Origin of the sequence: Brevundimonas abyssalis TAR-001 (assembly GCF_000466985.1) — a bacterium.
Taxonomy (GTDB): domain Bacteria; phylum Pseudomonadota; class Alphaproteobacteria; order Caulobacterales; family Caulobacteraceae; genus Brevundimonas; species Brevundimonas abyssalis.
Genome location: NZ_BATC01000001.1, coordinates 107,739 through 129,316, shown reverse-complemented (window position 1 = coordinate 129,316; position 21,578 = coordinate 107,739). Strand labels below are relative to the sequence as shown.

At 69.4% G+C, this 21,578-nt stretch carries 17 protein-coding genes and 4 pseudogenes; 16 read left to right on the top strand and 5 right to left on the bottom strand.

Features of this window, described 5'->3' with window-relative positions; genetic code table 11:
* The first annotated feature begins 45 nt into the window (after positions 1–45).
* Together flgK and MBEBAB_RS00490 are read left to right on the top strand one after the other, a co-directional pair.
* Positions 46–2,157 (top strand): flagellar hook-associated protein FlgK, encoded by a 2,112-nt coding sequence (gene flgK, locus MBEBAB_RS00495; protein ID WP_021695954.1) that lies wholly within the window; start codon positions 46–48, stop codon positions 2,155–2,157.
* Positions 2,157–3,086, top strand: coding sequence for a flagellin (locus MBEBAB_RS00490; protein WP_021695953.1), 930 nt, complete (start codon positions 2,157–2,159; stop codon positions 3,084–3,086). Before flgK ends, MBEBAB_RS00490 begins: the two co-directional genes overlap by 1 nt.
* A 13-nt stretch (positions 3,087–3,099) precedes the next feature.
* Here MBEBAB_RS00490 and MBEBAB_RS00485 read toward each other — a convergent pair whose 3' ends face one another.
* Genes MBEBAB_RS00485 through MBEBAB_RS00475 form a run of 4 tightly spaced genes read right to left on the bottom strand, consistent with a single transcriptional unit; the run spans position 3,100 to position 6,839 of the window.
* A complete protein-coding gene (locus tag MBEBAB_RS00485) occupies positions 3,100–4,146 on the bottom strand; it encodes an ABC transporter ATP-binding protein (RefSeq protein WP_045318605.1) in 1,047 nt (348 codons plus the stop codon).
* Between the two features lie 20 nt (positions 4,147–4,166).
* Positions 4,167–5,276, bottom strand: coding sequence for an ABC transporter permease (locus MBEBAB_RS00480; RefSeq protein ID WP_021695951.1), 1,110 nt, complete (start codon positions 5,274–5,276; stop codon positions 4,167–4,169).
* Positions 5,273–5,773, bottom strand: a complete 501-nt coding sequence (locus tag MBEBAB_RS16390) for an ABC transporter permease family protein (RefSeq protein WP_021695950.1) — start codon at positions 5,771–5,773, stop codon at positions 5,273–5,275. Before MBEBAB_RS16390 ends, MBEBAB_RS00480 begins: the two co-directional genes overlap by 4 nt.
* Before the next feature lie 22 nt (positions 5,774–5,795).
* Entirely contained in the window at positions 5,796–6,839 is a 1,044-nt protein-coding gene (locus MBEBAB_RS00475; RefSeq protein WP_021695949.1) for an extracellular solute-binding protein, read from the bottom strand.
* Positions 6,840–7,009: 170 nt separating this feature from the next.
* Between MBEBAB_RS00475 and MBEBAB_RS18505 the strand changes: the two are divergent.
* The 4 genes and pseudogenes from MBEBAB_RS18505 (at position 7,010) to MBEBAB_RS00455 (ending at position 10,502) form a co-directional block, all read left to right on the top strand.
* Positions 7,010–8,121, top strand: a pseudogene (locus tag MBEBAB_RS18505) (MlaE family ABC transporter permease).
* Positions 8,118–8,891: an ABC transporter ATP-binding protein gene (locus MBEBAB_RS00465; RefSeq protein WP_021695947.1), complete on the top strand. Its 774-nt coding sequence runs from the start codon at positions 8,118–8,120 to the stop codon at positions 8,889–8,891. The pseudogene MBEBAB_RS18505 and the gene MBEBAB_RS00465 overlap by 4 nt, the downstream one beginning before the upstream one ends.
* A 25-nt stretch (positions 8,892–8,916) precedes the next feature.
* Positions 8,917–9,855: an MlaD family protein gene (locus MBEBAB_RS00460; RefSeq protein WP_021695946.1), complete on the top strand. Its 939-nt coding sequence runs from the start codon at positions 8,917–8,919 to the stop codon at positions 9,853–9,855.
* Positions 9,852–10,502: an ABC-type transport auxiliary lipoprotein family protein gene (locus MBEBAB_RS00455; protein ID WP_021695945.1), complete on the top strand. Its 651-nt coding sequence runs from the start codon at positions 9,852–9,854 to the stop codon at positions 10,500–10,502. The genes MBEBAB_RS00460 and MBEBAB_RS00455 overlap by 4 nt, the downstream gene beginning before the upstream one ends.
* On the opposite strand, the pseudogene MBEBAB_RS00450 reads toward MBEBAB_RS00455, so the two are convergent.
* A pseudogene (locus MBEBAB_RS00450) lies at positions 10,499–12,282 on the bottom strand (acyl-CoA dehydrogenase). The gene MBEBAB_RS00455 and the pseudogene MBEBAB_RS00450 overlap by 4 nt on opposite strands.
* Positions 12,283–12,442: 160 nt before the next feature.
* Here MBEBAB_RS00450 and MBEBAB_RS00445 point away from each other — a divergent pair.
* The 10 genes and pseudogenes from MBEBAB_RS00445 to MBEBAB_RS00400 all read left to right on the top strand — a co-directional run bounded on the left by MBEBAB_RS00445 (position 12,443) and on the right by MBEBAB_RS00400 (position 21,537).
* The gene (locus MBEBAB_RS00445) at positions 12,443–12,991 is read left to right on the top strand and encodes a cytochrome b (protein ID WP_021695943.1); all 549 of its coding nucleotides are present in this window, start codon (positions 12,443–12,445) and stop codon (positions 12,989–12,991) included.
* Between the two features lie 10 nt (positions 12,992–13,001).
* A complete protein-coding gene (locus MBEBAB_RS00440) occupies positions 13,002–13,925 on the top strand; it encodes an L-threonylcarbamoyladenylate synthase (RefSeq protein WP_021695942.1) in 924 nt (307 codons plus the stop codon).
* Between the two features lie 120 nt (positions 13,926–14,045).
* Positions 14,046–15,262 (top strand): annotated as a pseudogene (locus MBEBAB_RS16965) (NAD(P)/FAD-dependent oxidoreductase).
* A 26-nt stretch (positions 15,263–15,288) separates the two neighbouring features.
* The gene (locus MBEBAB_RS00430) at positions 15,289–15,951 is read left to right on the top strand and encodes a phosphoribosylanthranilate isomerase (protein WP_045318604.1); all 663 of its coding nucleotides are present in this window, start codon (positions 15,289–15,291) and stop codon (positions 15,949–15,951) included.
* A 14-nt stretch (positions 15,952–15,965) separates the two neighbouring features.
* Positions 15,966–17,195, top strand: coding sequence for a tryptophan synthase subunit beta (trpB, locus tag MBEBAB_RS00425; RefSeq protein ID WP_045318603.1), 1,230 nt, complete (start codon positions 15,966–15,968; stop codon positions 17,193–17,195).
* On the top strand, positions 17,195–17,647 hold the full coding sequence (locus MBEBAB_RS00420) for a hypothetical protein (protein WP_021695937.1): 453 nt from the start codon (positions 17,195–17,197) through the stop codon (positions 17,645–17,647). The genes trpB and MBEBAB_RS00420 overlap by 1 nt, the downstream gene beginning before the upstream one ends.
* The gene (gene trpA, locus MBEBAB_RS00415) at positions 17,644–18,474 is read left to right on the top strand and encodes a tryptophan synthase subunit alpha (RefSeq protein WP_021695936.1); all 831 of its coding nucleotides are present in this window, start codon (positions 17,644–17,646) and stop codon (positions 18,472–18,474) included. Before MBEBAB_RS00420 ends, trpA begins: the two co-directional genes overlap by 4 nt.
* Before the next feature lie 10 nt (positions 18,475–18,484).
* A complete protein-coding gene (accD, locus tag MBEBAB_RS00410; RefSeq protein WP_021695935.1) occupies positions 18,485–19,369 on the top strand; it encodes an acetyl-CoA carboxylase, carboxyltransferase subunit beta in 885 nt (294 codons plus the stop codon).
* Positions 19,370–19,380: 11 nt separating this feature from the next.
* Positions 19,381–20,654, top strand: a pseudogene (locus MBEBAB_RS00405) (bifunctional folylpolyglutamate synthase/dihydrofolate synthase).
* 10 nt (positions 20,655–20,664) lie between these two features.
* Positions 20,665–21,537, top strand: a complete 873-nt coding sequence (locus MBEBAB_RS00400; RefSeq protein ID WP_021695933.1) for an ATP-grasp domain-containing protein — start codon at positions 20,665–20,667, stop codon at positions 21,535–21,537.
* Positions 21,538–21,578: the final 41 nt, after the last annotated feature.

Here is a 21,578-nt window from a genome sequence, read left to right as displayed (position 1 = left end):
GCGCCAGCAGGCTTTGCCGGGTCGCGGTGCTGAAGGCGTACGCGGATGTCCCTGAACCTGATCATGAACACCGCCACCTCGGGCCTGATGACGGCCCAGGGTCAATTGCGGGTGGTTTCGGACAACGTCGCCAACGTCAATACGCCCGGTTACGTCCGCAAGGTGGCCGAGCAACGGGCCATGACCACCCAGGGCATGGGCGCCGGGGTCGAGATTGCGCGGGTGCGGCTGGCCACCGATCGTTTCCTTCAGGCCGCCAGTTTCAACGCGGGCGCCGAGGCCGCGCGCCAGGGCGTGCGCTACGAGTTGTTCGACCGCATCCAGAACCTGTTCGGCGACCCCAGCGGCGGGACGGACTTCTTCAGCCAGGTGGACGAGATGTTCTCGGCCTTCGCCGTGGCGGCGGAGGATCCCATCTCCTCGCCCCGCAGGCAGGAAGCCCTGTTCCGCGCCGAGGCCCTGTTCGACGAATCCGCCCGCATCCAGACCCAGATCCAGGCGGTGCGCGAGGACGCTGACGGCCGCATCCAGAGCGCGGTGGACGGCGCCAACCTGTTGCTTGAGCAGATCGAGGCCCTGAACATCGAGATCTCCCGCGCCTCGGTCACCGGCGCTGACGCCTCCGGGGCCGAAAGCGCCCAGGCCAAGCTGATCGGTGAACTGTCGGAGCTGATGGATGTCCGCGTCAGCGCCCGCACCCAGGGCGGAGTCAGCGTCCGCACCTCCGCCGGCGTGCTGCTGGCCGGGGACGGGTACGCCACCCTGGAGTATCAGCGCGCCGGATCGGTCAACAGCGAGAGCGCCTTTTCCGAAATCTGGGTGACCGAGCCCCGCGGCACCAAGCGGTCCCTGGCCGAGAACATCACCTCCGGCGAGATCAAAGGCCTGCTCGAACTGCGGAATGTGGACGCTCCGGCCGCCTCCGAACGGCTGGCCGAACTGGTCACGCGTGTGGCTGACGAGCTGAACCGCGCCCACAACGCCAACAGCGCCGTGCCCGCTCCCGCGACCCTCACCGGCCGCAATGTGGGCCAGTCGTTCGAGAACGCCGTCGCCGGCTTTTCCGGCACCACCAACATCGCCGTGGTCGATCCCGCCGGCGTGGTCCAGAACCAGGTCGAGATCGTCTTCTCGGGCGGGACCATGACCCTCAACGGGACCCCGGCGACCCCGGCCACCTTCCTGGCGGTGCTGAACGCCGAACTGGGCGGGGCCGCCACCGCCAGCTTCGCGGGCGGGGTGCTGAGTCTGGAGGCCGCGGGCGTAAACGGCCTGGTGGTGGCCGACGATCCCGCCGATCCCTCCAGCAAGACCGGGCGCGGCTTCTCGCACTTCTTCGGCCTCAACGATCTGGTCTCCACAGACCGGCCTGCGCTCTATGACACCGGCCTGACCACGACCTCGCCGCACGGCTTCACGGCGGGCGAGACGCTGAAGTTCCGCTTCACCGGCGACACCGGCGCGCGCCTGCGCGACATCGAGGTGACGATCCCGGCGGGCGGGACGGTGGATGACCTTCTGATCGCCCTGAACGATTCCAACACCGGGGTGGGTTATTTCGGCAGTTTCTCGCTGGACGCGTCCGGCGCGCTGAGCTTCATCTCGGCCCGCACGCCGGCGCCGCAGCTGTCGGTGCTGGAGGACCGCACGACCCAGGTTCCGTCGGGCGTCTCCCTGACCGAGCTGTTCGGCATCGGCGGGACGCGAGCCTCGCGGGCGGACGGCTTCTCGATCCGCGCCGACATCCGCCAGAGCCCCAGCCATCTTGCCCTGGCCCAACTGGACCTGAGCGCGGCGCCGGGAACCTCGGGCTTGTCTTCGGGCGACGGTCGCGGGGCCCTGCTGCTGGCGGACGCCGGCCAGAACGCCGCGGCGTTCCAGGCGGCGGGCGGCGCTTCTGGCGGACCCATCTCCATCTCGCGATACGCTTCCGAGATGGCGGGCGACATCGGCGCCAAGGCGTCCATCGCCAAGGCCCGTCAGGAAGCCGCCCAAGGCCTCTACAACGAGGCCACTGCCCGTCAGGTGGCGCAGGAGGGGGTGAATCTGGATGAGGAACTCGTGCTGCTGACCACCTACCAGCAGGCCTTCAACGCCTCGGCGCGCCTGATCCAGGCCGCCAACGACATGTATGACACCTTGATGGGGATGATGTGATGACCCGTGTCTCCACCTTCGGAAACTACCAGAGCGCCCTGCTCAATCTGATGTCGGCGCAGTCGCGTGGACTGGAAGCCCAGAAGCGCCTGTCCACCGAGAAGGTCGCCCATGACCTGACGGGCTATGGCCGGGGCGCCGAAACCCTGACGGCGCTGAAGTCAGCGAAGAGCCGCATCAACGGCTTCATCCAGACCGGCGAGGCCGTGGCCGCCCGCATGACCACCCAAGCGCTCGCTTTCGACAGGATCGCCGCCGGCGCCGACGGAGCCCGACAGGCCATCGCCGAGGCCATCGCGGCCGGACGCGCCGACGGCCTGATGCTGGAGATGCAGTCCTATTTCCAGACCGCCCAGGACGGGCTCAACGCCAAGCATCAGGGCCGCTATCTGTTTGCGGGCGCCGACACCCAGAATCAGCCGATCTCCATCGACACCCTGGCCGATCTGGCCGCCGCGCCGGACGTGGCCTCGGTCTTCGCCAATGACGAACTGGCGACGGTCTCCCGTCTGGACGAAAACGCCACTCTCCAGACCGGCTTCCTGGCGGATGACGTGGGAAGCGAGCTGTTCCAGATCTTCCGCGACATTCAGGAATACCACACCGGACCCAACGGTCCTCTCGATGGTCAGATCGATGACGTCACGCGCGACTTCCTGACGACCCAGCTGGGCCGGTTGCGAGACGCACACAACAACGTCACCGACACAGCGGCGCGCTCGGGCTCCATCCAGGCGCGGGTGGACTCCATCCTAGCGTCCCACAACAACCAGCAGGTGTCGCTGCAGGAGCTGATCGGCGACCGCACCGACGCGGACATGGCCCAGGCGGTGACCGATCTGCAGATGTCGCAGTTCTCGATCCAGGCCTCGGCCCAGGTCATCAGCCAGCTGCAGTCCACGTCGCTGCTGAACCTGCTTCGCTTCTAGGGCCGGATCGGGCCTAGGCGGCGAACACCCGCGCGCGGTCGGCGTCGATGGTCACCCGCACCTGATCCCCCACCGCCGGAACCCCGCCGTGCAGCCGGAGCCGCGCGGTCTGGCCGGCGGCGACCACCGTCACCTCATGAAAGCCGCCGCCGAAGGCGGTGGAGACGATCTCGGCCGGGGCGCCCTCCAGCCACAGGCGCAGACCCTCGGGCCGCACCATGACGGTCCCGGCGCCGTCGGGCAGACCGGGCGCGGGCAGATCCCCGAAGACGGTCTCGGCCACGCCGTTCGCAATGCGGGCGGGCAAGGCGTTCGCCTCGCCCAACAGGCGCGCCGCCGCCATGGAGGTGGGGTTCAGGTAGCAGTCGCCCGGATCGCCTGCCTGAAGGATGCGGCCTTCGCTCATCAGCACCAGATCGTCGGCCATGAGCAGGGCCTCCTCGGCGTCGTGGGTGACCACCAGCACGGCGGCGCCCGCGGCGCGCAGGGCCGCCATCAGGGTCTCGCGCACCTCGCTCTTGAGATGGCTGTCCAATCCCGAGAACGGCTCGTCCAGCAGCACGGCGGCGGGCTCGCGCGCGAGGGCACGGGCCAGGGCCACACGCTGCTGCTCGCCGCCCGACAGCATGTGCGGCCAGGCCTCGGCGCGGGCGGCCAGCCGGACCTTCTCCAGCAGGGCCAGGGCGCGCGCCTTGCGTTCCTTGCGCGGCAGATGCTTCAGGCCGAAGGCCACATTGTCCAGCACGCTCAGGTGGGGGAACAGGGCGTAGTCCTGGAACACCAGCCCCACGCCGCGCTGTTCGGGCGGCACATGGACGCCGGGTCCGGACAGCACGGCGTCGTCCGCCTCGATGCAGCCGTCGTCCACCGGCTCCAGGCCCGCCATCAGGCGCAGCAGGGTGGACTTGCCGCAGCCCGACGGACCCAGCAGGCAGGTGATCCGGCCGGGATGCAGATCCAGATCCGCCGCCGCCACCGCCGTCTTGGCGCCGTAACGCCGCGTGACGCCGCGCGCCGTGATGACGGGCCGGGTCAGCGTCTGCGGGGTTTTCACATGCATGTTCACGTCATGGCTCGGCTTCAGGCGTCGGCGCCGGGGCGGGAGGCGGCGACCTTCCGCGACAGCCATATCACCGCCGGCAGGGCGATGAGAACGATCATCAGGGACGGCCACCCCGCCTGCGACAGGCGCTCGTCCCGGGCGTAGTTGTCGGCCAACACCGCCAGGGTGTCGAAATTGAAGGGCCGCAGGATCAGGGTGGCGGGCAGTTCCTTCAGCACGTCGATGAAGACCACCAGGGCGGCGGTCAGCAGGGCGCCCCAGGCCACCGGGATCTGCACTGCGGCCGCGGCGCCCGCCTCGGTGCGGCCCAGACCGCGCGCGGCCCAGACCATGTTCGGCGTCACCTTGGAGAGGCCGGAGTCGATGGGCTCCAGCGCCGCCGCCATCAGCCGGGCGGCGTAGGCGTAGATCAGCAGCACCAGGCCCATGCCGAAGCCGGACGCCGCGCCGGGGAAGATGCGCCAGATCACCGCCGCCGGGGCCAGAAGGCCGATGGCCATGACCGCGCCCGGCGTCGCATAGCCCAGGCTGGCGACCCGCGCGGCCAGCGGCATGGTCCGCGCGCCCAGGGCCAGGGCGCCGGCCAGCAGGACGGTGACCACCGCCCCGATCCCGCCCATGCTCACGGTGTGCAGGGCGGCCCGTTGCAGGCGGGGCCACTCGGGCGTGATGTCCAGCGACGACCAGGCCAGCCATCCGGCGGGCAGCAACAGGCCGAAGGTCAGCAGCGCCAGGCAGAAGGCGGTCGCGCCCCACGCCTTGACCCCGCTCAGGGCCGTGGTGGGCAGGGGCCGCCAGCGGGCGTTGGGGCTCTCGAAGCCGCGTCCCTTGCGGCCCCAGCGCTCCAGCCACATCAGCAGCGCCGCCGCGCCCATCAGCGGCAGGGCGAACTGGGCCGCCGAGGCGGTGGAGCCATAGACCGACCAGGCCCGCACCACGCCGGTGGTCAGGGTCTGGACCGCCAGGAACTGCACGGCGCCGTAGTCGGCCAGGGTCTCCATCACCGCCAGCGCCATGCCCGCCGCCAGCGCCGGCCGGGCCAGCGGCAGGGCTACGCGCAGGAAGGCGCCGCGCGAGGTGGCGCCCAGGGTCCGCGCCGCCTCCAGCGCATGGACCGACTGGTTCACGAAGCCGCCCGGGTGGCCAGATAGACATAGGGGTAGAAGGCGCAGCTCAATACAAAGGCCGCGCCGTACAGGGTCCGCATCTCGAAGGGCAGGTCGAAGCCCAGGGCGGGCCGCATCCACATGCGCAGATCGCCCGCCACGTCGAACAGGTCGGCGTAGGCGTAGGCCACCGCGAAAGCGGGGGCGGCCAGTGGCAGGGCCAGGGCCCAGGCGAACAGGTTCCGGCCGGGAAACCGATGCATCACCACCAGCCAGGCGGCGATGGAGCCGCTCACCCCGGTCAGCACCGCCACCATCAGGGCCAGGGCCGCCGAGGTCAGGGCGTAGCGGGTCACGTCCCGGGCCGCGATGTCCGCCCCCCCGCCCGACAGGGCCGCCGCCACCACCCCGATCAGCGGCAGGATCGCCGTGATCGCGGCCAGCAGGGCCAGCACCCTCAGGGGGGTCAGGCGAAACGACGAAAGCCCGCCCCGTCGTGCGACCGGGCGGGCGTCCATGGTCTGCGGTGCAGGCAGGGGCTTATCGCCAGCCCGCTTCGCTCATCAGGCTCTGGGCCTGGGCCTGGTTCGGGCCGTAGCTCGAGACGGGCATCGGGTGGGCGTCAAAGTCCGCATAGGCGTCCACCGGCGCGGGCGCGGGCACGTTCGGGCTGGCCGGGAACTCGTTGTTGTACTGCGACACAAGCGTCTGGGACTCGGCCGAGGCGAGGAATTCCAGCAGGCGCACCGCGTTTTCGCGGTTCGGCGCATTGGCCGCCACCCCGCCGCCGGAGATGTTCACATGGCTGCCCTGGCCGTCCAGGCTGGGGAAGCCCAGCTTGACCGTCTCGGTGAGGGCGCGATCGCCCTCGTCGTCGCCCGAGGCCATGCGGATATAGTAGTAGCTGTTGGTCAGGGCGATGTCGCAGACCCCGGCCGCGACGGCGCGGATCTGATCGCGGTCGCCGCCTTCGGGTTGGCGCGCCATATTGGCCACGATGCCCTCGACCCAGTCGCGGGTCTTGTCCACGCCCCAGGCCTCGATCAGGGCGCCGACCAAAGACAGGTTGTAGACGTTATCGCCCGAACGGACGCACAGCCGACCCCGGAATCGCGGCGAGGCCAGCTCTTCATAGGTGTCGATCTCGTCGGGGCTGACGGTTTCGGAATTATAGGCCACCACGCGGGCGCGGCGGGAGAAGCCGAACCACTCGCCGCCCGAGGCGCGCAGGTTCTCGGGGATGGCCTCGTTCAGGGTTTCCGACTCGGCCGCCTGGAACAGGCCCGCGTTCTGTGCCCGCCACAGGGCGCCGGCGTCGGCGCTGACGAAGACGTCGGCGGGGCTGTTGGCGCCCTCGCTCTGCATGCGGGCGATCAGCTGGTCGGCGTTGCCCTCGATGCGGTTGACCCGGATGCCGGTCTCTTCGGTGAACCGTTCGTACAGCGCCAGGTCCGCGTCGTAGTGGCGGGCGGTGTAGAGGTTCACCTCGCCGGAGCCGCTCTCGGCGGCCTGATTATTCTGGCCGCAGGCGGCCAGGGCGGCGGCGCCGGCGACGGCGGCGATCAGGGACAGGCGAAGGCGCATGGGGGACTCCTAAAGGGCTGTGCAGGCGTCCTAGAGGCATTGCGAATAAATCGCAAGAAGCGTTCGGCGGCCTGTGCGGCTGTGACTGAACGGAAACAGACGCCGAAACGTTAGGCGTCCACGCAGCGACGCCATCTAGGCGATGCGCGGGGGCAGGATATGATGCGCGCATGAAGGCAGCGGAATTCCAGATCGATTCGGGCGGCAAGGGCGCCGTGCTGCGCCTGTCCGGGGACTGGACGACCACAGGCCTGCGCCGCCTGCCGCAGCGGCTGAACCGCGCCCTGGACGGCGTCACCGTGGACCGCGTCGACATCAGCGACATGGACGGCTTCGACACCGCCGGCGCCCTGGTGCTGGTGCAGGCTCTGGACGTTCCGGTCCCGGAGAAGACCTGGAAGAGCAACCCCGGAGCCGGCCGCATCTACGCCTTGGTGGAAAGGCTGGAACGCGGCACGGCCGAGACGCCGAAGCGTCCGGACGCCATCATCCGCACCTTCTCCAAGATCGGCCAGGGCGTTTATGACGTTCTGAGCGAGGCCATGCAGACCATGGCCTTTCTGGGCCGGCTGGTCCTGGCTCTGGGCAGCACCCTCAAGAATCCTGGCCGCATCCGCTGGGCCGCATGGGTCACCCATGTGGAACGTGCGGGGCTGGACGCCATCCCCATCGTCATCGCCACCAATTTCTTCATCGGCGCGGTGATCGCCTTCATCGGCGCGGACCTGCTGCAGCAGTTCGGGGCCAGGTGTTCGCGGTCGAGCTGATCGGCATCTCGGTCTTCCGCGAGTTCGCGGTGGTCATCACCGCCGTGCTGCTGGCCGGCCGCTCGTCCTCGTCCTTCGCCGCCGAGATCGGCTCCATGAAGATGAACCAGGAGATCGACGCCATGAAGGTGATGGGCGTGGATCCGTTCCAGGCCCTGGTGATCCCACGCCTGGCAGCCCTGCTGCTCATGCTGCCGCTGCTGACCTTCATCGCCGTGATCGCCGGCATGTTGGGGGGGATGCTGGTCACCTGGAGTCAGCTGAACCTGGGGCCCAATTTCTTCATCCTGCGCATTGAACAGAACGTGGGCGTCGAGCACCTGTGGGTGGGCCTGTCCAAGGCGCCGGTCTTCGCCATCGTCGTGGCGGCCATCGGTTGTCGTCAAGGCATGGCGGTGTCCGGGGATGTGGAGTCCCTCGGACGGCGCGTCACCGCAGCGGTGGTGCAGGCCATCTTCGCCATCATCTTCCTGGATGCGCTTTTCGCCCTGCTGTTCATGGAGATGGGCGTATGACCGGGCGTTCCGAATTCGTCATCGAGGTCGAGGGCCTGCTCACCGCCTTCGGCGACCGGGTCATCCATCAGGATCTGGACCTGACCCTAGAGCGCGGCGAGGTGCTGGGCGTGGTCGGTGGCTCGGGCAGCGGCAAGACCGTGTTGCTGAACACCGTACTCGGCCTGAAGACGGCGGACGGCGGCACGGTGCGCCTGTTCGGCAAGGACGTCTCCGAGATGACCAAGGAAGAGCATGCCGAGGCCGAGCGCCGGTCCGGCGTCCTGTTCCAGCAGGGCGCGCTGTTTTCAGCCCTGACAGTGATCGAGAATGTCTCATCGCCCCTGATCGAGCACACCAGGCTGTCGCGCGACACCATCCGCGAACTGGCCGAGCTGAAGATCGCCATGGTCGGTCTGGGGCCAGAAAGCCATCACCTGAAGCCGGCCGAACTGTCCGGAGGCATGAAGAAGCGCGCCGGCCTGGCCCGCGCCCTGGCCCTGGACCCGGAGCTGCTGTTCCTGGACGAGCCCACGGCGGGTCTGGACCCAATCGGGGCGGCGGCCTTCGACGAACTGATCCGCACGTTGTCGGATGACCTGCATCTCAGCATTTTCATGATCACCCACGACCTCGATAGCCTGTACGCGGTGTGCGACAATGTCGCCGTGCTGGCCGACAAAAAGGTGGTCGAGAAGGCCCCGGTCCAGGAGCTTGAGAAGTCAGACCATCCCTGGATCCAGGAATATTTCCTCGGCCCGCGCGGACGCGCCGCGGCCCGAGCGGCATGAGACCCGTCAGGAGGACGGATTAGGCATGGAAAGAGACGCACATTACGCCGCTGTCGGCATGGTCACGGTCGCGATCGTCGCGGCCCTGGCCGTGTTCGTCATCTGGCTGGCCCGTTTCCAGTTCGCCGAGGAGTACGACCTTTACGACATCGTCTTCTACGGTCCCGTGCGCGGGCTTCAGGAGGGCGGAGAGGTCCACTTCAACGGCATCCGCGTGGGCGAGGTGTCTGATCTGGCCCTCGACCCGGACCAGCCCGACCAGGTGGTGGCCCGCGTCCGCGTGGACGGCGGCACGCCCATCCGGGTCAGCTCCCGCGCCCAGCTGGAGCCCCAGGGCATCACCGGCCTGAACTATATCCAGGTCACGGCCGGGGAAGCTGAAAGCGCCCTGCTGAAGGCCCAGTACGATGACGATGTGGTGCCGGTGATCCAGAGCCAGCCCAGCCCCATCGCCGAGCTGCTGCAGGGCGGCGGCACCGTGCTGGCCGAGGCGGTGGACGCGCTGAACCGCATCAACCGGGTGCTGTCGGACGACAACATCCGCTCATTCTCCACCAGCCTGAGCAACATCGAGGAGGTCTCCACCGAACTGGAGGCCCGGCGCGGCATGCTGCGTGAGATGGAGGAGGCGCTGGCCGGCGCCAACCGCGCCATGGCCGAATACGAGGCCCTGGGCGCCAGCGCCCGCCAGCTGGTGGAGGGCGACGGCGCCCGCGCCATCGCCAGCATCGAGCGCGCCGCAGCCCAGGCCGAGGCGGCCATGAGCACCCTGAACGACACGACCGAGGGCCTGCAGGGGCCGGTCAACGACTTCGCCACCAACGGCCTGCCGCGCTTCGCCATCGCCATCCAGAGCCTGGAGGAGGCGGCGGACTCGCTGGAGCGCCTGGTGGATGAAGTGCGCTCCAGCCCGCGCGACTTCATCGGCCGCCCGGAATCCATCGAACTCGAGGTCGAACAATGAACCGAGCCCTCATCCTGAAACGTGTGGCCGTGATCGCGGCCGCCGCGGGTCTGACCGCCGGTTGCGCCCTGTTGTCCACGCCAGACCCGGTGCAGATGTACCGCTTCGGCGCGTCCGAGGCCGGGATGCAGGCGGCCCCGCCCGCGCCGACGGGCGCGCTTCGCCCTGTCTCAATGCGGCGGATCGAGTTCTCAGAGGCCGCGCGCGGCGACCGCATCCTGGCCATCACCGGGACCGAGGCCGCCTACCTCGGGGGCGCCCGCTGGGTCAGCCCGGCGGACCAGTTGTTCACCGAGGCCCTCCTCGGCGCCTTCTCGGACCAGAGCCGCAACACCCGCCTGATCGGGCCGCGCGAGTTCAGCCGCTCGGCCCTGTCACTGGACATCGACGTGCGGTCGTTCGAGGCGCGCTACGCCTACGAAGGGGCCGTGCCCGTGGCCCACATCGTGGCCCGCGCCCGCCTCCTGCAGTTCCCGGACCGGGAGGTGGTGGACGAGCGTCTGTTCAACGTGAGTGTTCCGGCGTCGGACAACCGCGTCTCGGCCATTGTCGCCGCCTTTGACGCGGCGAGCGCCGATGTCAGCGCCCAGATCGTCGACTGGACCGACGCGGCGGCGGCCAATACGCCTGTGCCTGAGAGCAACTAGGCGCCCAAGGCCTGCGGCGTCATGCGCTGAAGCAGCGCTCCGCCCTGGCCCACTGCGGCCAGGCGGCTTGAGACGTGGCCCAGGATATTGGCGGCGTAGACCTCGTAAAGGGCGATCTTGCCGTTCAGCCAGGCGGGATCGCCTTCGCCGGCATCCAGCCGGGCTTTGGCGGCCAGGGCCCCCTTGGCCAGCATCCAGCCGCCGATGACGTCCCCCATCAGACGCAGATAGGCGTCCGCCGCCGCCAGCACGTCCGCCGCGCCGTCCGCCTCGCCCTTGCGGTCGATCAGCCACAGGGTGGCGTCCTCCACCGCCGTGATCGCCGTGGAGAAGCGCTCGACGGGCTTGCCCTCGAACAACCCTGCCATGGCGGTCAGGGTTTCGAGCATGTCGGCGATCACGCGCGGGCGGCCTCGCCTCCGTCCATGGACAGCTTGCGGCCCACCAGATCCATGGCCTGGACGCCGTTGGTGCCTTCGTAGATCGGGGCGATGCGGGCGTCGCGGTAATGCTGGGCTGCGCCGGTCTCCTCGATGAAGCCCATGCCGCCGTGAACTTGAACGCCCATGGAGGCGACCTCGACCCCCATGTCGGTGGACCAGGCCTTGGCGATGGGGGTGAACAGATCCTCGCGCGCCTTCCACTTGCGGCGGTCTTCCTCGGTTTCTGCGTGGCGGGCCAGGTCGGCGGCGACGCCGGTGGACAGGCAGATGCCGCGGGCCGCCTCGATCCGGGCCTTCATGACCGAGAGCATGCGGCGCACGTCGGGATGGTCGAAGATCGGGGCGTTGTGCTCGCCGGTCCAGACGCTGCGGCCCTGACGGCGGTCCAGCGCATAGGCCAGGGCGGCCTGATAAGCCCGCTCGGCGATGCCGACGCCCTCGACCCCTACGGCCAGGCGCGCGGCGTTCATCATGGTGAACATATGCGACAGGCCCTGATTGGGTTCGCCCACCAGTTCGGCGGTGGCGCCCTCATAGCTCATGACGCAGGTGGGCGAGGCGTGGATGCCCAGCTTGTGCTCGACGCCCACGGGGCGGAAGGCGTTGCGCTCGCCCAGCGAGCCGTCGTCCTTGAGCAGGTATTTGGACGCCAGGAACAGGCTGATGCCCTTGGGACCGGCGGGGGCGTCGGGAAGGCGGGCCAGCACCAGGTGCACGATGTTGTCGGTGGCGTCGTGGTCGCCCCAGGTGATGAAGATCTTCTGGCCGTTCAGGGCGTAGGTCCCGTCGCCGTTCGGCGTGGCGGTGGCGGTCAGTGATCCCAGGTCGGTGCCCGCCTGGGGCTCGGTCAGCACCATGGCGCCGGTCCATTCGCCGGACACGAGTTTCGACAGCCAGGTGTCCTTCTGCGCGTCGGTCCCGTGCTCCTGCAGCGCCTCGATGGCCGCCAGCGAGAGCATGGGGCACAGGCCGAAGGCCATGTTGGCCGCGTGCACCGTCTCGAACGCCGCAAGCTCCAGCGCCTTGGGCAGGCCCTGGCCCCCATGGGCGGGATCGGCGGACAGGCCGGTCCAGCCGCCGGCCGCGAACTGGCGATAGGCGTCGGCGAAGCCGGGCGCGGCTGTGACCGAGCCCTCGGCGTAGACCGAGCCCTTCTGGTCGCCCACCCGGTTCAGGGGCGCGAGCACCTGCTCCGAAAACTGGCCCGCGGCGTCCAGCACCGCGCTCATCAGATCGGCGTCATAGTCGGGAAAGGCGCCGGTGGCGGCGACGTCGTCGATGCCGGCGATGGCCTCGAGGGCGAAGGCCAGATCACGAACGGGGGCGCGGAAGGTCATGGGTCGTTCCTGAAGCGGTGCGTTTTCTTTCGCTTCTGATTGAGGGATGCGGGGCGCATGCGCAAGATCACGCAGGGTCAAGCCGGCGAGGATGCATCGCGCATCTTGGCGAACGGCGCCGGTCGGGTCACTGTGGGCGTCACCATACAGGAGGGACGCCATGATCCAGACCCGCAGCCGTTATTCCGCCGTGTCCATGGCCCTGCACTGGGTCATCGCCGTTCTGGTGATCGGCCAGGTGCTGTTGATCTCGGCGGCGGATCAGGAAGGGCCCAATGCGGGCCTGTGGATGGCGACCCACAAGGCCAACGGCATGTCGATCCTGCTGCTGACGCTGTTCCGCCTCGGCTGGCGGGTGAAGCATCCGGCGATCCCCCTGCCCGAAGGGACTCCGCGCTGGCAGAAGCTGGCGGCGCGCACGACGCACATCCTGTTCTATGTGGTGCTGCTGGTGATGCCCCTGACCGGATGGCTGGCGTCCTCGGCGGCGGGTCGGGCGCTGGAGTGGTACGGCCTGTTCAACTGGCCCCTGCTGCCTGTCGGCGGCGGACGCGAGACGGCCGGGCTGATGATGGCGATCCACGAAGCGGTGGTGAAGTCGCTGTACATCCTCATCGCCCTGCACGTGGCCGGTGCGCTGAAGCACTACTTCATCGACAAGGACAATGTGCTGCAGCGCATGCTGCCCTTCCTGCGCCAGAGGGCGTAAGCTGAGGGGCATGACGCCCGAGGCCGAGATCCAGCACGCCGCCGTCGCCCTCAAGCGGGGCGAACTGGTGATTTTGCCGACAGAGACGGTCTATGGGCTGGCCGCCGACGCGGCCAACGGCGAGGCGGTGGCGCGCATCTTCGAGGCCAAGGGTCGGCCGCGCTTCAATCCCCTGATCGCCCATGTGGCCGACGCGGCGCAGGCCGAGCGGATCGCGGTGCTGGATGACCGGGCGCGGCGCCTCGCCGACGCCTTCTGGCCGGGGCCGTTGACCCTCGTGGCGCCGGTGCGGGACCGGGCTGCGGTCTGTGATCTGGCGCGGGCGGGTCTGGACACGGTGGCGGTGCGCGTGCCCGGCCACACCCGGGCGCGGGCGGTGATCGCAGCCTTCGGCGGCGCGGTGGTGGCGCCGTCCGCCAACCGCTCGGGACGGCCCAGCCCCACCACCTTCGATGACGCGGTCGAGGAGACGGGCGCCCATGCGGGCGCGGCCCTGGACGGCGGCCCCTGTGCGGTAGGTGTGGAGAGCACGGTTGTGGCGGTGATGGACGGCGCGCTCCGTTTGCTGCGCCCCGGCTCGGTGACGCGCGACGAGATCGAGGCCGTGGCCGGCCCCCTGTCTGAGGGCGGCGGAGAGGGGCATCGCTCGCCCGGACGGCTGGCCCTGCACTATGCGCCGGATGCGCCGGTGCGGCTGAATGCGGATCGGGCCGAGGCGGGCGAAATCCTGCTGGGCTTCGGCCCGGTGGGGCAGGGACGCTGGAGCCTGTCCGAGGCAGGCGATCTGCGCGAGACCGCCGCCAATCTGTTCCGCATGCTGCGCGAGGCCGACCGCGAGAAGCCCCGCGCCATCGCGGTGGCGCCCATTCCCGCGCACGGTCTGGGCGAGGCGGTCAACGATCGATTGAAGAGGGCGGCGGGTTTCGTGGGCTAGGCCCACAGTCCGCTGGGCCTGAGGCTGCATCGAACAGCTGATGGCGTTCTTCTTCAATCCCTCGGCAACAACCCGATCGTCCATGAGTTCAGGCGTGGGATTATCGATCTGAGGTTTCTGATGACGAGCGCCACCAACAAGCGGGATCTACGAACGGGGCGGTCGGTATGGGTCGACAGTCCAGGACTGGGCGTGCCCACAAGGCCTCTCAGGGCGGCGTTGTCGGTGGACGTAGCTGTGGTTGGGGCCGGGATCAGCGGGGCGTTCACGGCGCGTGAACTGGCCAGGGATCATTCGGTGGCCGTGCTGGACCGACGCGCGCCCCTGATGGGATCGACCATGGCGTCGACCGCTCTGTTGCAGTGGGAGATTGACCTGCCCTTGACGGCCTTGGGCGGCCGCATCGGGATAGCGAAGGCCCGGCGTGCCTATGCGCGGTCATGGTCGGCGGTCCAGGCGCTGAAACGGATTGTCGAGGACGATCGAATCCCCTGCGGATTGGCGGAGCGCCGCTCGCTCTATCTGGCTGGGGACGAATACGGTCATCGGGCGCTGAAGACCGAGGCCGAGGCGCGAGCGGCAATGGATCTGCCGTCGGAGTATTTGGACGGGCCTGCCTGCGGGAAGGGTTCGGCATAGATCGCACCGGGGCGATCCTGTCGCAGGGCTCCGCCAGCGCCGATCCGGCCCGTTTGGCGGCGGGCTTGCTGCGGCGCGCGGCGGCCGACGGGGCGAGGATCTTCGCCCCCGTGGAGGTGACGGAGGTGCTGTCCGATCCCGACGGCGTGACCCTCGCCACTGACACCGGTCACGCGGTGCGGGCCCGTCACGTGGTGTTCTGCTGCGGTTATGAGTTCCCGAAGGGCGTGCCCACGCCGGGCGGCAAGGTGATCTCCACCTGGGCTCTGGCGTCGAAGCAGAGGGCGCGGTGTCCGGCATGGCTCCGGGACACCCTCGTGTGGGAGGCGTCCGATCCGTATCTTTATGTACGCATGGCCCGGGACGGACGCCTGATCGCGGGGGGCGAGGACGAGGAAGGGCCGGACAATCACGACGACCCGGACAAGGTGCGGCGCAAATGCGAACGCATCGCCCGAAAGCTGCACGACCTTTTGCCAGGCGTGGAATTCGATATCGACTACGCTTGGGGCGGGGCCTTCGGGGAAAGCGCCACCGGCCTGCCCTTGATCGGACCTGCGCCCGGCATGCCGCATACCCACGTGGTCATGGGTTTCGGCGGCAACGGCATCACCTATTCCGTCATCGCCTCGCAGGTGGTGGCCGCGGCGGTGCGGGGAGGATCGGATCCCGACGCGGATCTCTACGCCTTGACCTGATGGCTCGCGAGCTTCACCTGCGAACCATGAACACTCGCGTGAAGATCTGCGGCCTGACGACGCCAGAGACCCTGCGGGCGGCGGTGGACGCCGGTGCGGACTTCGTGGGGCTGGTGGCCTATCCGCGCAGTCCGCGCGCGGTGTCGCCCTTGCGGGCGGCGGCGCTTCTGGAAGAGGCGGGCATGGCGCGCGAACGACCCGTGAAGGTGGTGGTCGTCACCGTTAATCCGGACGACGCCCTGCTGAAGGGCATCGCCGACTGGATCGCGCCGAATTTCATCCAGCTGCATGGATCGGAGACGCCCGAGCGGGCCCAGCAGGTGCGGGCCATCACCGGCGCCGGGATCATCAAATGCATTCCGGTGTCCGGCCCGGCCGATCTGGAGGCGGCCTCCGTCTGGAGCGAGGCGGCGGACCATCTGATGTTCGACGCGCGCACGCCGGAGGGCTCCAGCTTGCCCGGCGGCATGGGCCTGTCGTTCGACTGGACGATGCTGAAAGGGCGCGCGTTCGCCCGGCCGTGGTTCCTGGCGGGCGGTCTGAACCCGGACAATGTGGCGCAGGCTCTGGGCGCATCCGGCGCGCCCATGGTCGACGTATCTTCTGGCGTGGAAAGCGCGCCCGGTGTTAAGGAACCCGCCCTGATCGCGGCCTTCGTGGAGGCCGTGCGCGCAACCTCCCCACGTTGACGCTGGTGGCCCTGATGAATGCTCCTCTCTCGAACGCCCCCCTGACGAACGCTTACGCATGGCCCGACGACAAGGGCCGCTTCGGTCCCTACGGCGGGCAGTTCGTGGCCGAGACCCTGATGCCGCTGATCCACGAGCTGGACGCCGCCTATACGGCGACTAAGGCCGATCCCACATTCCAGGCGGAGCTGGACGGGTTCCTGACCCACTATGTGGGCCGGGCCAGCCCCCTGTATTTCGCCGAGCGGCTAACCGACCATTTCGGCGGGGCCCGGGTCTGGCTGAAGCGCGAGGACCTGAATCACACCGGCGCGCACAAGATCAACAACTGCATGGGCCAGATCCTGCTGGCCCGACGCATGGGCAAGACCCGCATCATCGCCGAGACCGGCGCGGGCCAGCACGGGGTCGCCTCGGCCACCGTGTGCGCACGCTTCGGCCTGCCCTGCACGGTCTATATGGGCGCGGTGGACGTGGAGCGGCAGCAGCCCAACGTGTTCCGCATGAAGCTGATGGGGGCCGAGGTCACGCCGGTGACGGCGGGCGCGGCGACCCTGAAGGACGCCATGAACGAGGCCATGCGCGACTGGGTGACCAACGTCGAGGACACCTATTACATCATCGGGACGGCGGCGGGGCCGCACCCCTATCCGGCCATGGTGCGCGATTTCCAGAGCGTGATCGGGCGCGAGATCAAGGTCCAGTCCATGGACCAGATCGGCCGTCTGCCCGACGCCGTGGTGGCCTGCATCGGCGGGGGCTCCAACGCCATCGGCGCGTTCCATCCGTTCGTCGATGACGAGGGCGTGCGCCTGATCGGGGTCGAGGCCGCGGGCCACGGCCTGGACACGCCGGACCACGCCGCCAGCCTGAAGGGCGGACGCCCCGGGGTGCTGCACGGCAACCGCACCTATCTGCTGCAGGACCCGGACGGCCAGATCGTCGAGGGGCACTCCATCTCGGCAGGGTTGGACTATCCCGGCATCGGACCCGAGCATGCCTGGCTGCACGATATCGGGCGGGCCGAGTATCTATCGGCCACCGATGAGGAGGCGCTGGAGGCGTTCCAGCTGTGCTCCAAGCTGGAAGGCATCATCCCTGCGCTGGAACCTTCGCACGCACTGGCCCGGGTCGCCGAAGTGGCGAAGGCGGTTGGCAAGGACGGCGATATCGTGTTGCTGATGTCGGGAAGGGGCGACAAGGACATCTTCACCGTCGCCAAGCACCTGGGAGTGAATCTGTAATGCGTCTGGCCCTGATCGCTGGTATGGCGGCCCTCGTCGCCCTGCCTGCCCACGCCCGCCAGGATGCGGCCGTCGGCGACGAGACCATCAGTCTGATCCTGCCGGTGGTCGAGGGCGCCCGCGCCGCTCCGGATTGCGGCGGCCTGTACGGCCTGGCCGGCCGGGCCCAGTGCATGACCGCGCCTCTGACCGAGATCGGAGCGCTGGCGGAGCTGTATGTCGGGGCTCTGTCCCAGACCGGCTGGCGCACCTCGGGAGGCGGGCCGAACCAGGTTCTGTTCCAGCGCGTGCGCTCGAGCGGCGGCTGCGACATCCTGGAGATGATCACCTTCTACGATGTGGAGCTGGCGGAGGAGGCCTTGGCCACGGCGCCGGGTTATCTGGGCTTCGCGCTTCACACGGGCGGCGACTGCCTGCCGATTCCGGCCGAGGGCGAGACGCCTCCGCAATGACCACCGCGCGTATCGACGCCCGTTTCGCGGCGCTGAAGACCGAGGGCCGGGCCGGGTTCGTGGCCTATGTGATGGCGGGTGATCCCACGCGGGATCAGGCGCTGGAGATTCTGCGCGGCCTGCCCGGCGCGGGCGCGGACATCATCGAACTGGGCTTTCCGTTTTCCGATCCCATGGCTGAGGGACCGCCGATCCAGCGCGCGGCGCAGCGGGGCCTGAAGGCCGGGCTGACGCTTCAGGGCACGCTGGATCTGGCGGCGGACTTCCGCAAGGGCGACGACGCCACCCCGGTGATCCTGATGGGCTATCTGAACCCCATCGAGAGCATGGGCCATGAGGCCTTCGCCCGCGCCGCCAATGCGGCGGGCATCGACGGCCTGATCGTGGTGGACTGCCCGCCCGAGGAAGCCGGTCCCCTGACCGACGCCCTGGACGCCGAAGGCCTGTCGCTGATCCGCCTGGCCACGCCGACGTCCGACGACGAACGGCTGAAGATCGTGGTCTCGCGCACCTCGGGTTTTGTCTATTACGTTTCGGTGGCGGGCGTGACCGGGGTGAAGGAGGCGCAGACCGCTTCCGTGGCCCCGGCGGTGGAGCGAGTGCGCAAGGCCTCGGGCCTGCCCGTGGCCGTGGGCTTCGGGGTCAAGACGCCCGAGCGCGCCGCCGAGATCGCCAGGGTAGCCGATGCTGTGGTGGCCGGGTCGGTGCTGGTGGACGAGGTGGCCGCCGCGCTGGACGCGAACGAACCGACTGCGTCGCGCGTTCTGGCCAAGGTGAAGGCGCTGTCGGACGCGGTCCGGGGTGCGCGCGTCGCGGAAACCGTCTAAAGGCCCCCGCATGATCGACAAGACCAATCCCCCTCGCCAAGGCTGGCTGTCCCGTTTCGCGCCGGGCGTACGCAAGATCGTGGGCCGCCGCGACACCCCTGACAATCTGTGGGTCAAGGATCCCGATTCCGGCGAGATGCTGTATCGCCCGGACCTGGAGACGGCGCTGTGGGTCACGCCCTCGGGCCGGCACATGCGCATCGGGGCCGAGGCGCGCCTGCGCTACACCTTCGACGACGGCGCCTGGGAAACGATCGACACCCCGGACGTGCCTGAGGATCCGCTGAAATTCTCGGACGGCAAGCCGTACCGCGAACGGTTGAACGCCGCGCGCAAGAAAGCCGGGGCCAAGGACGCCATGGCCATCGGCTTCGGCGAGATCGACGGGACCCCCGCCGTGGTCATCGTGCAGGACTTCGCCTTCATGGGCGGGTCGCTGGGCATGGCGGCGGGTGAGGCCTTCATCGCCGCGGCGCGCGAAGCCGTGAAGCGCGGCTGCCCCATGGTCTGTTTCACCGCCGCGGGCGGGGCGCGCATGCAGGAAGGCGCGCTGAGCCTGATGCAGATGGCGCGCACCACCCTGGCGATCCAGGAGCTGAAGGCCGCGCAACTGCCCTATGCGGTGGTGCTGACCGATCCGACCACGGGCGGGGTGACGGCGTCCTACGCCATGCTTGGCGACGTGCATCTGGCCGAGCCGGGGGCCCTGATCGGTTTCGCCGGACCGCGCGTGATCGAGACCACCATCCGCGAGAAGCTGCCCCCAGGCTTCCAGCGCTCCGAATATCTGCAGGAAAAGGGCATGGTGGACCGGGTGGTCAAACGCGCCGACCTGCCAAAGGAGTTGGGCGCCATCCTGTCGATGCTGATGGGCGGACGGCGGCGCGCGGCGTAAAAGCCCGGCCCATGGATCCCATTTCCCGACGCCTTCTCGAGCGACTGCCCCAGAAGATCGACCTGTCGCTGGACCGCATGAGGGCCCTGTGCGCAGCGCTGTGCGATCCGCAGGATCGGCTGCCAGCCGTGGTGCATGTGGCCGGGACCAACGGCAAGGGATCGACCGTGGCCTTCCTGCGCGCCATGGCCGAGGCGGCGGGGCTGAGGGTCCATGTCTACACCTCGCCCCACCTGGTGCGGTTCAATGAGCGCATCCGGCTGGCGGGCGACCTGATCGAAACCGATGCGCTGAATGCCCTTCTGGACCGGGTGGAGGCACGGGCGTGCCCGTGACGGTGTTCGAGGCGACCACGGCGGCGGCGCTTCTGGCCATGGCCGAGACCCCCGCCGATCTGACCCTGATCGAGGTGGGGCTGGGCGGGCGGCTGGACGCCACCAATGTGATTGATCGGCCGCTGGTCAGCGTCATCGCCCCGGTGGATCTGGACCACGCCGAGTTTCTGGGGACCGACCGGGCCGTGATCGCAGGCGAGAAGGCGGGCATCCTCAAGCCCGGCGTCCCCGCCGTCATCGCCCGACAGGCCGAGGACGCCATGGCCGTGATCGAGGCCGAGGCCGCCCGGGTGGGCGCGCGCCTGACGGTCATGGGCCGAGACTTCGACGCCTGGCCCGAGCGGGGCGCCATGGCCTGGCAGGGCGAGGACCGGTTGCTGGACCTGCCCGCCCCGGCCCTTTACGGCGCGCACCAGATCGACAATGCAGCGCTGGCCGTCGCCGTGGCGCTGGAGCTGGATCTGCCCGAAGCCGCCATCGTGCGGGGCGTGGAGACAGCCCAATGGCCCGCCCGCATGCAGCGGCTGACTGAGGGGCGGTACGCCGAAGTCGCGCGCGAAGCTGACGCCGAGCTGTGGCTGGACGGGGGGCACAATCCCCATGCCGCCGCCGCCCTCGCCGACGCGCTGTCGCGCATGCAGGCCCGCGCGCCCCGGCCGCTGGCTCTGATCTGCGGCATGCTGGCCAACAAGGACGCGGGCGGCTTCTTCGAAGCGCTGGGCGACACCGGCGCCCATGTCTTCACCGTGCCGTTCGAGGGTGCGGCGGCCGATCCCGCCGCCCTGGCCGCCGTAGCCCACGGGCACGGCCTGGGCGCGACCCCCTGCGAGGGGCTGGACGCGGCGCTGGATCGGGCCGTGCGCTTCGGGGCCGGCCGTGTGGTGATCTGCGGATCACTGTATCTGGCCGGCGAGGTGTTGGGCGCCGACGACATCACCTGGCCGCGCTGAAGGAGCTTTCATGAGCCGCATCGCCATCCTGACCCCCGCGCCGAACGATCCGTCCTATGCGGGCCGCTGGCGCGCGGTGTTCGACCGTCTGGCGCCGTCCCTGCGGGAGGCGGGCCTGGAGCCGGTTCCGACGGCGTGGACCGAGCATGAGCGGGATGCGGCGGCTCTGGCCGGGTTTGATCTGGTGCTGCCGCTGATCGCCTGGGGCTATCACCGGGATCACCCACGCTGGCTGGCGGCGTGCGAGACCTGGCGCGCGGCGGGGGTTCCCGTGGCCAATCCCGCCGGGGTGCTGATCTGGAACTCGGACAAGCGGTATCTGGGGCGGTTGGCCGAGGCCGGGGCGCCCATCGTGCCGACCGTCTACGCCGAGGGCGTGACCCAGGATCACATTGAGGCCGCCTTCGCCGACTTCGACGCCGAGGCCCTGATCGTGAAGCCTGCGGTGTCAGGCGGGGCCTACCGCACCACCCGCCTGCGCCGGGGCGAGACCCTGACCGAGACGCCCCACGGCACGGCCATGATCCAGCCCTATCTGACGGGACTGGAGACCGAGGGCGAATTGTCGCTGCTGTTCTTCGGCGGCCGCTTCAGCCACGCCATCCGCAAGGTGCCGGCGGCGGGCGACTTCCGCAGCCAGCCGGACTTCGGCGGCCATGTGACGGCCGTCACCCCGCCGGACGCCGCCCTGGCCGTGGCCGAACGGGTGCTGTCCATCATCGGTGAGGATCTGCTGTACGCCCGCATCGATCTGGTGCCCGGGCCGGACGGGTCGCCCGTGCTGATCGAGGCCGAACTGATCGAGCCCGACTTCTACCTGGGGTTCGATCCCGAGCGCGGCGCGGGCTTCGCGCGGGCGGTGTGCGCGCGGCTGACCCCCTGAGCGGGTTCAGCCCGGGACGAGCGAAAAACTGATCCCGTCAG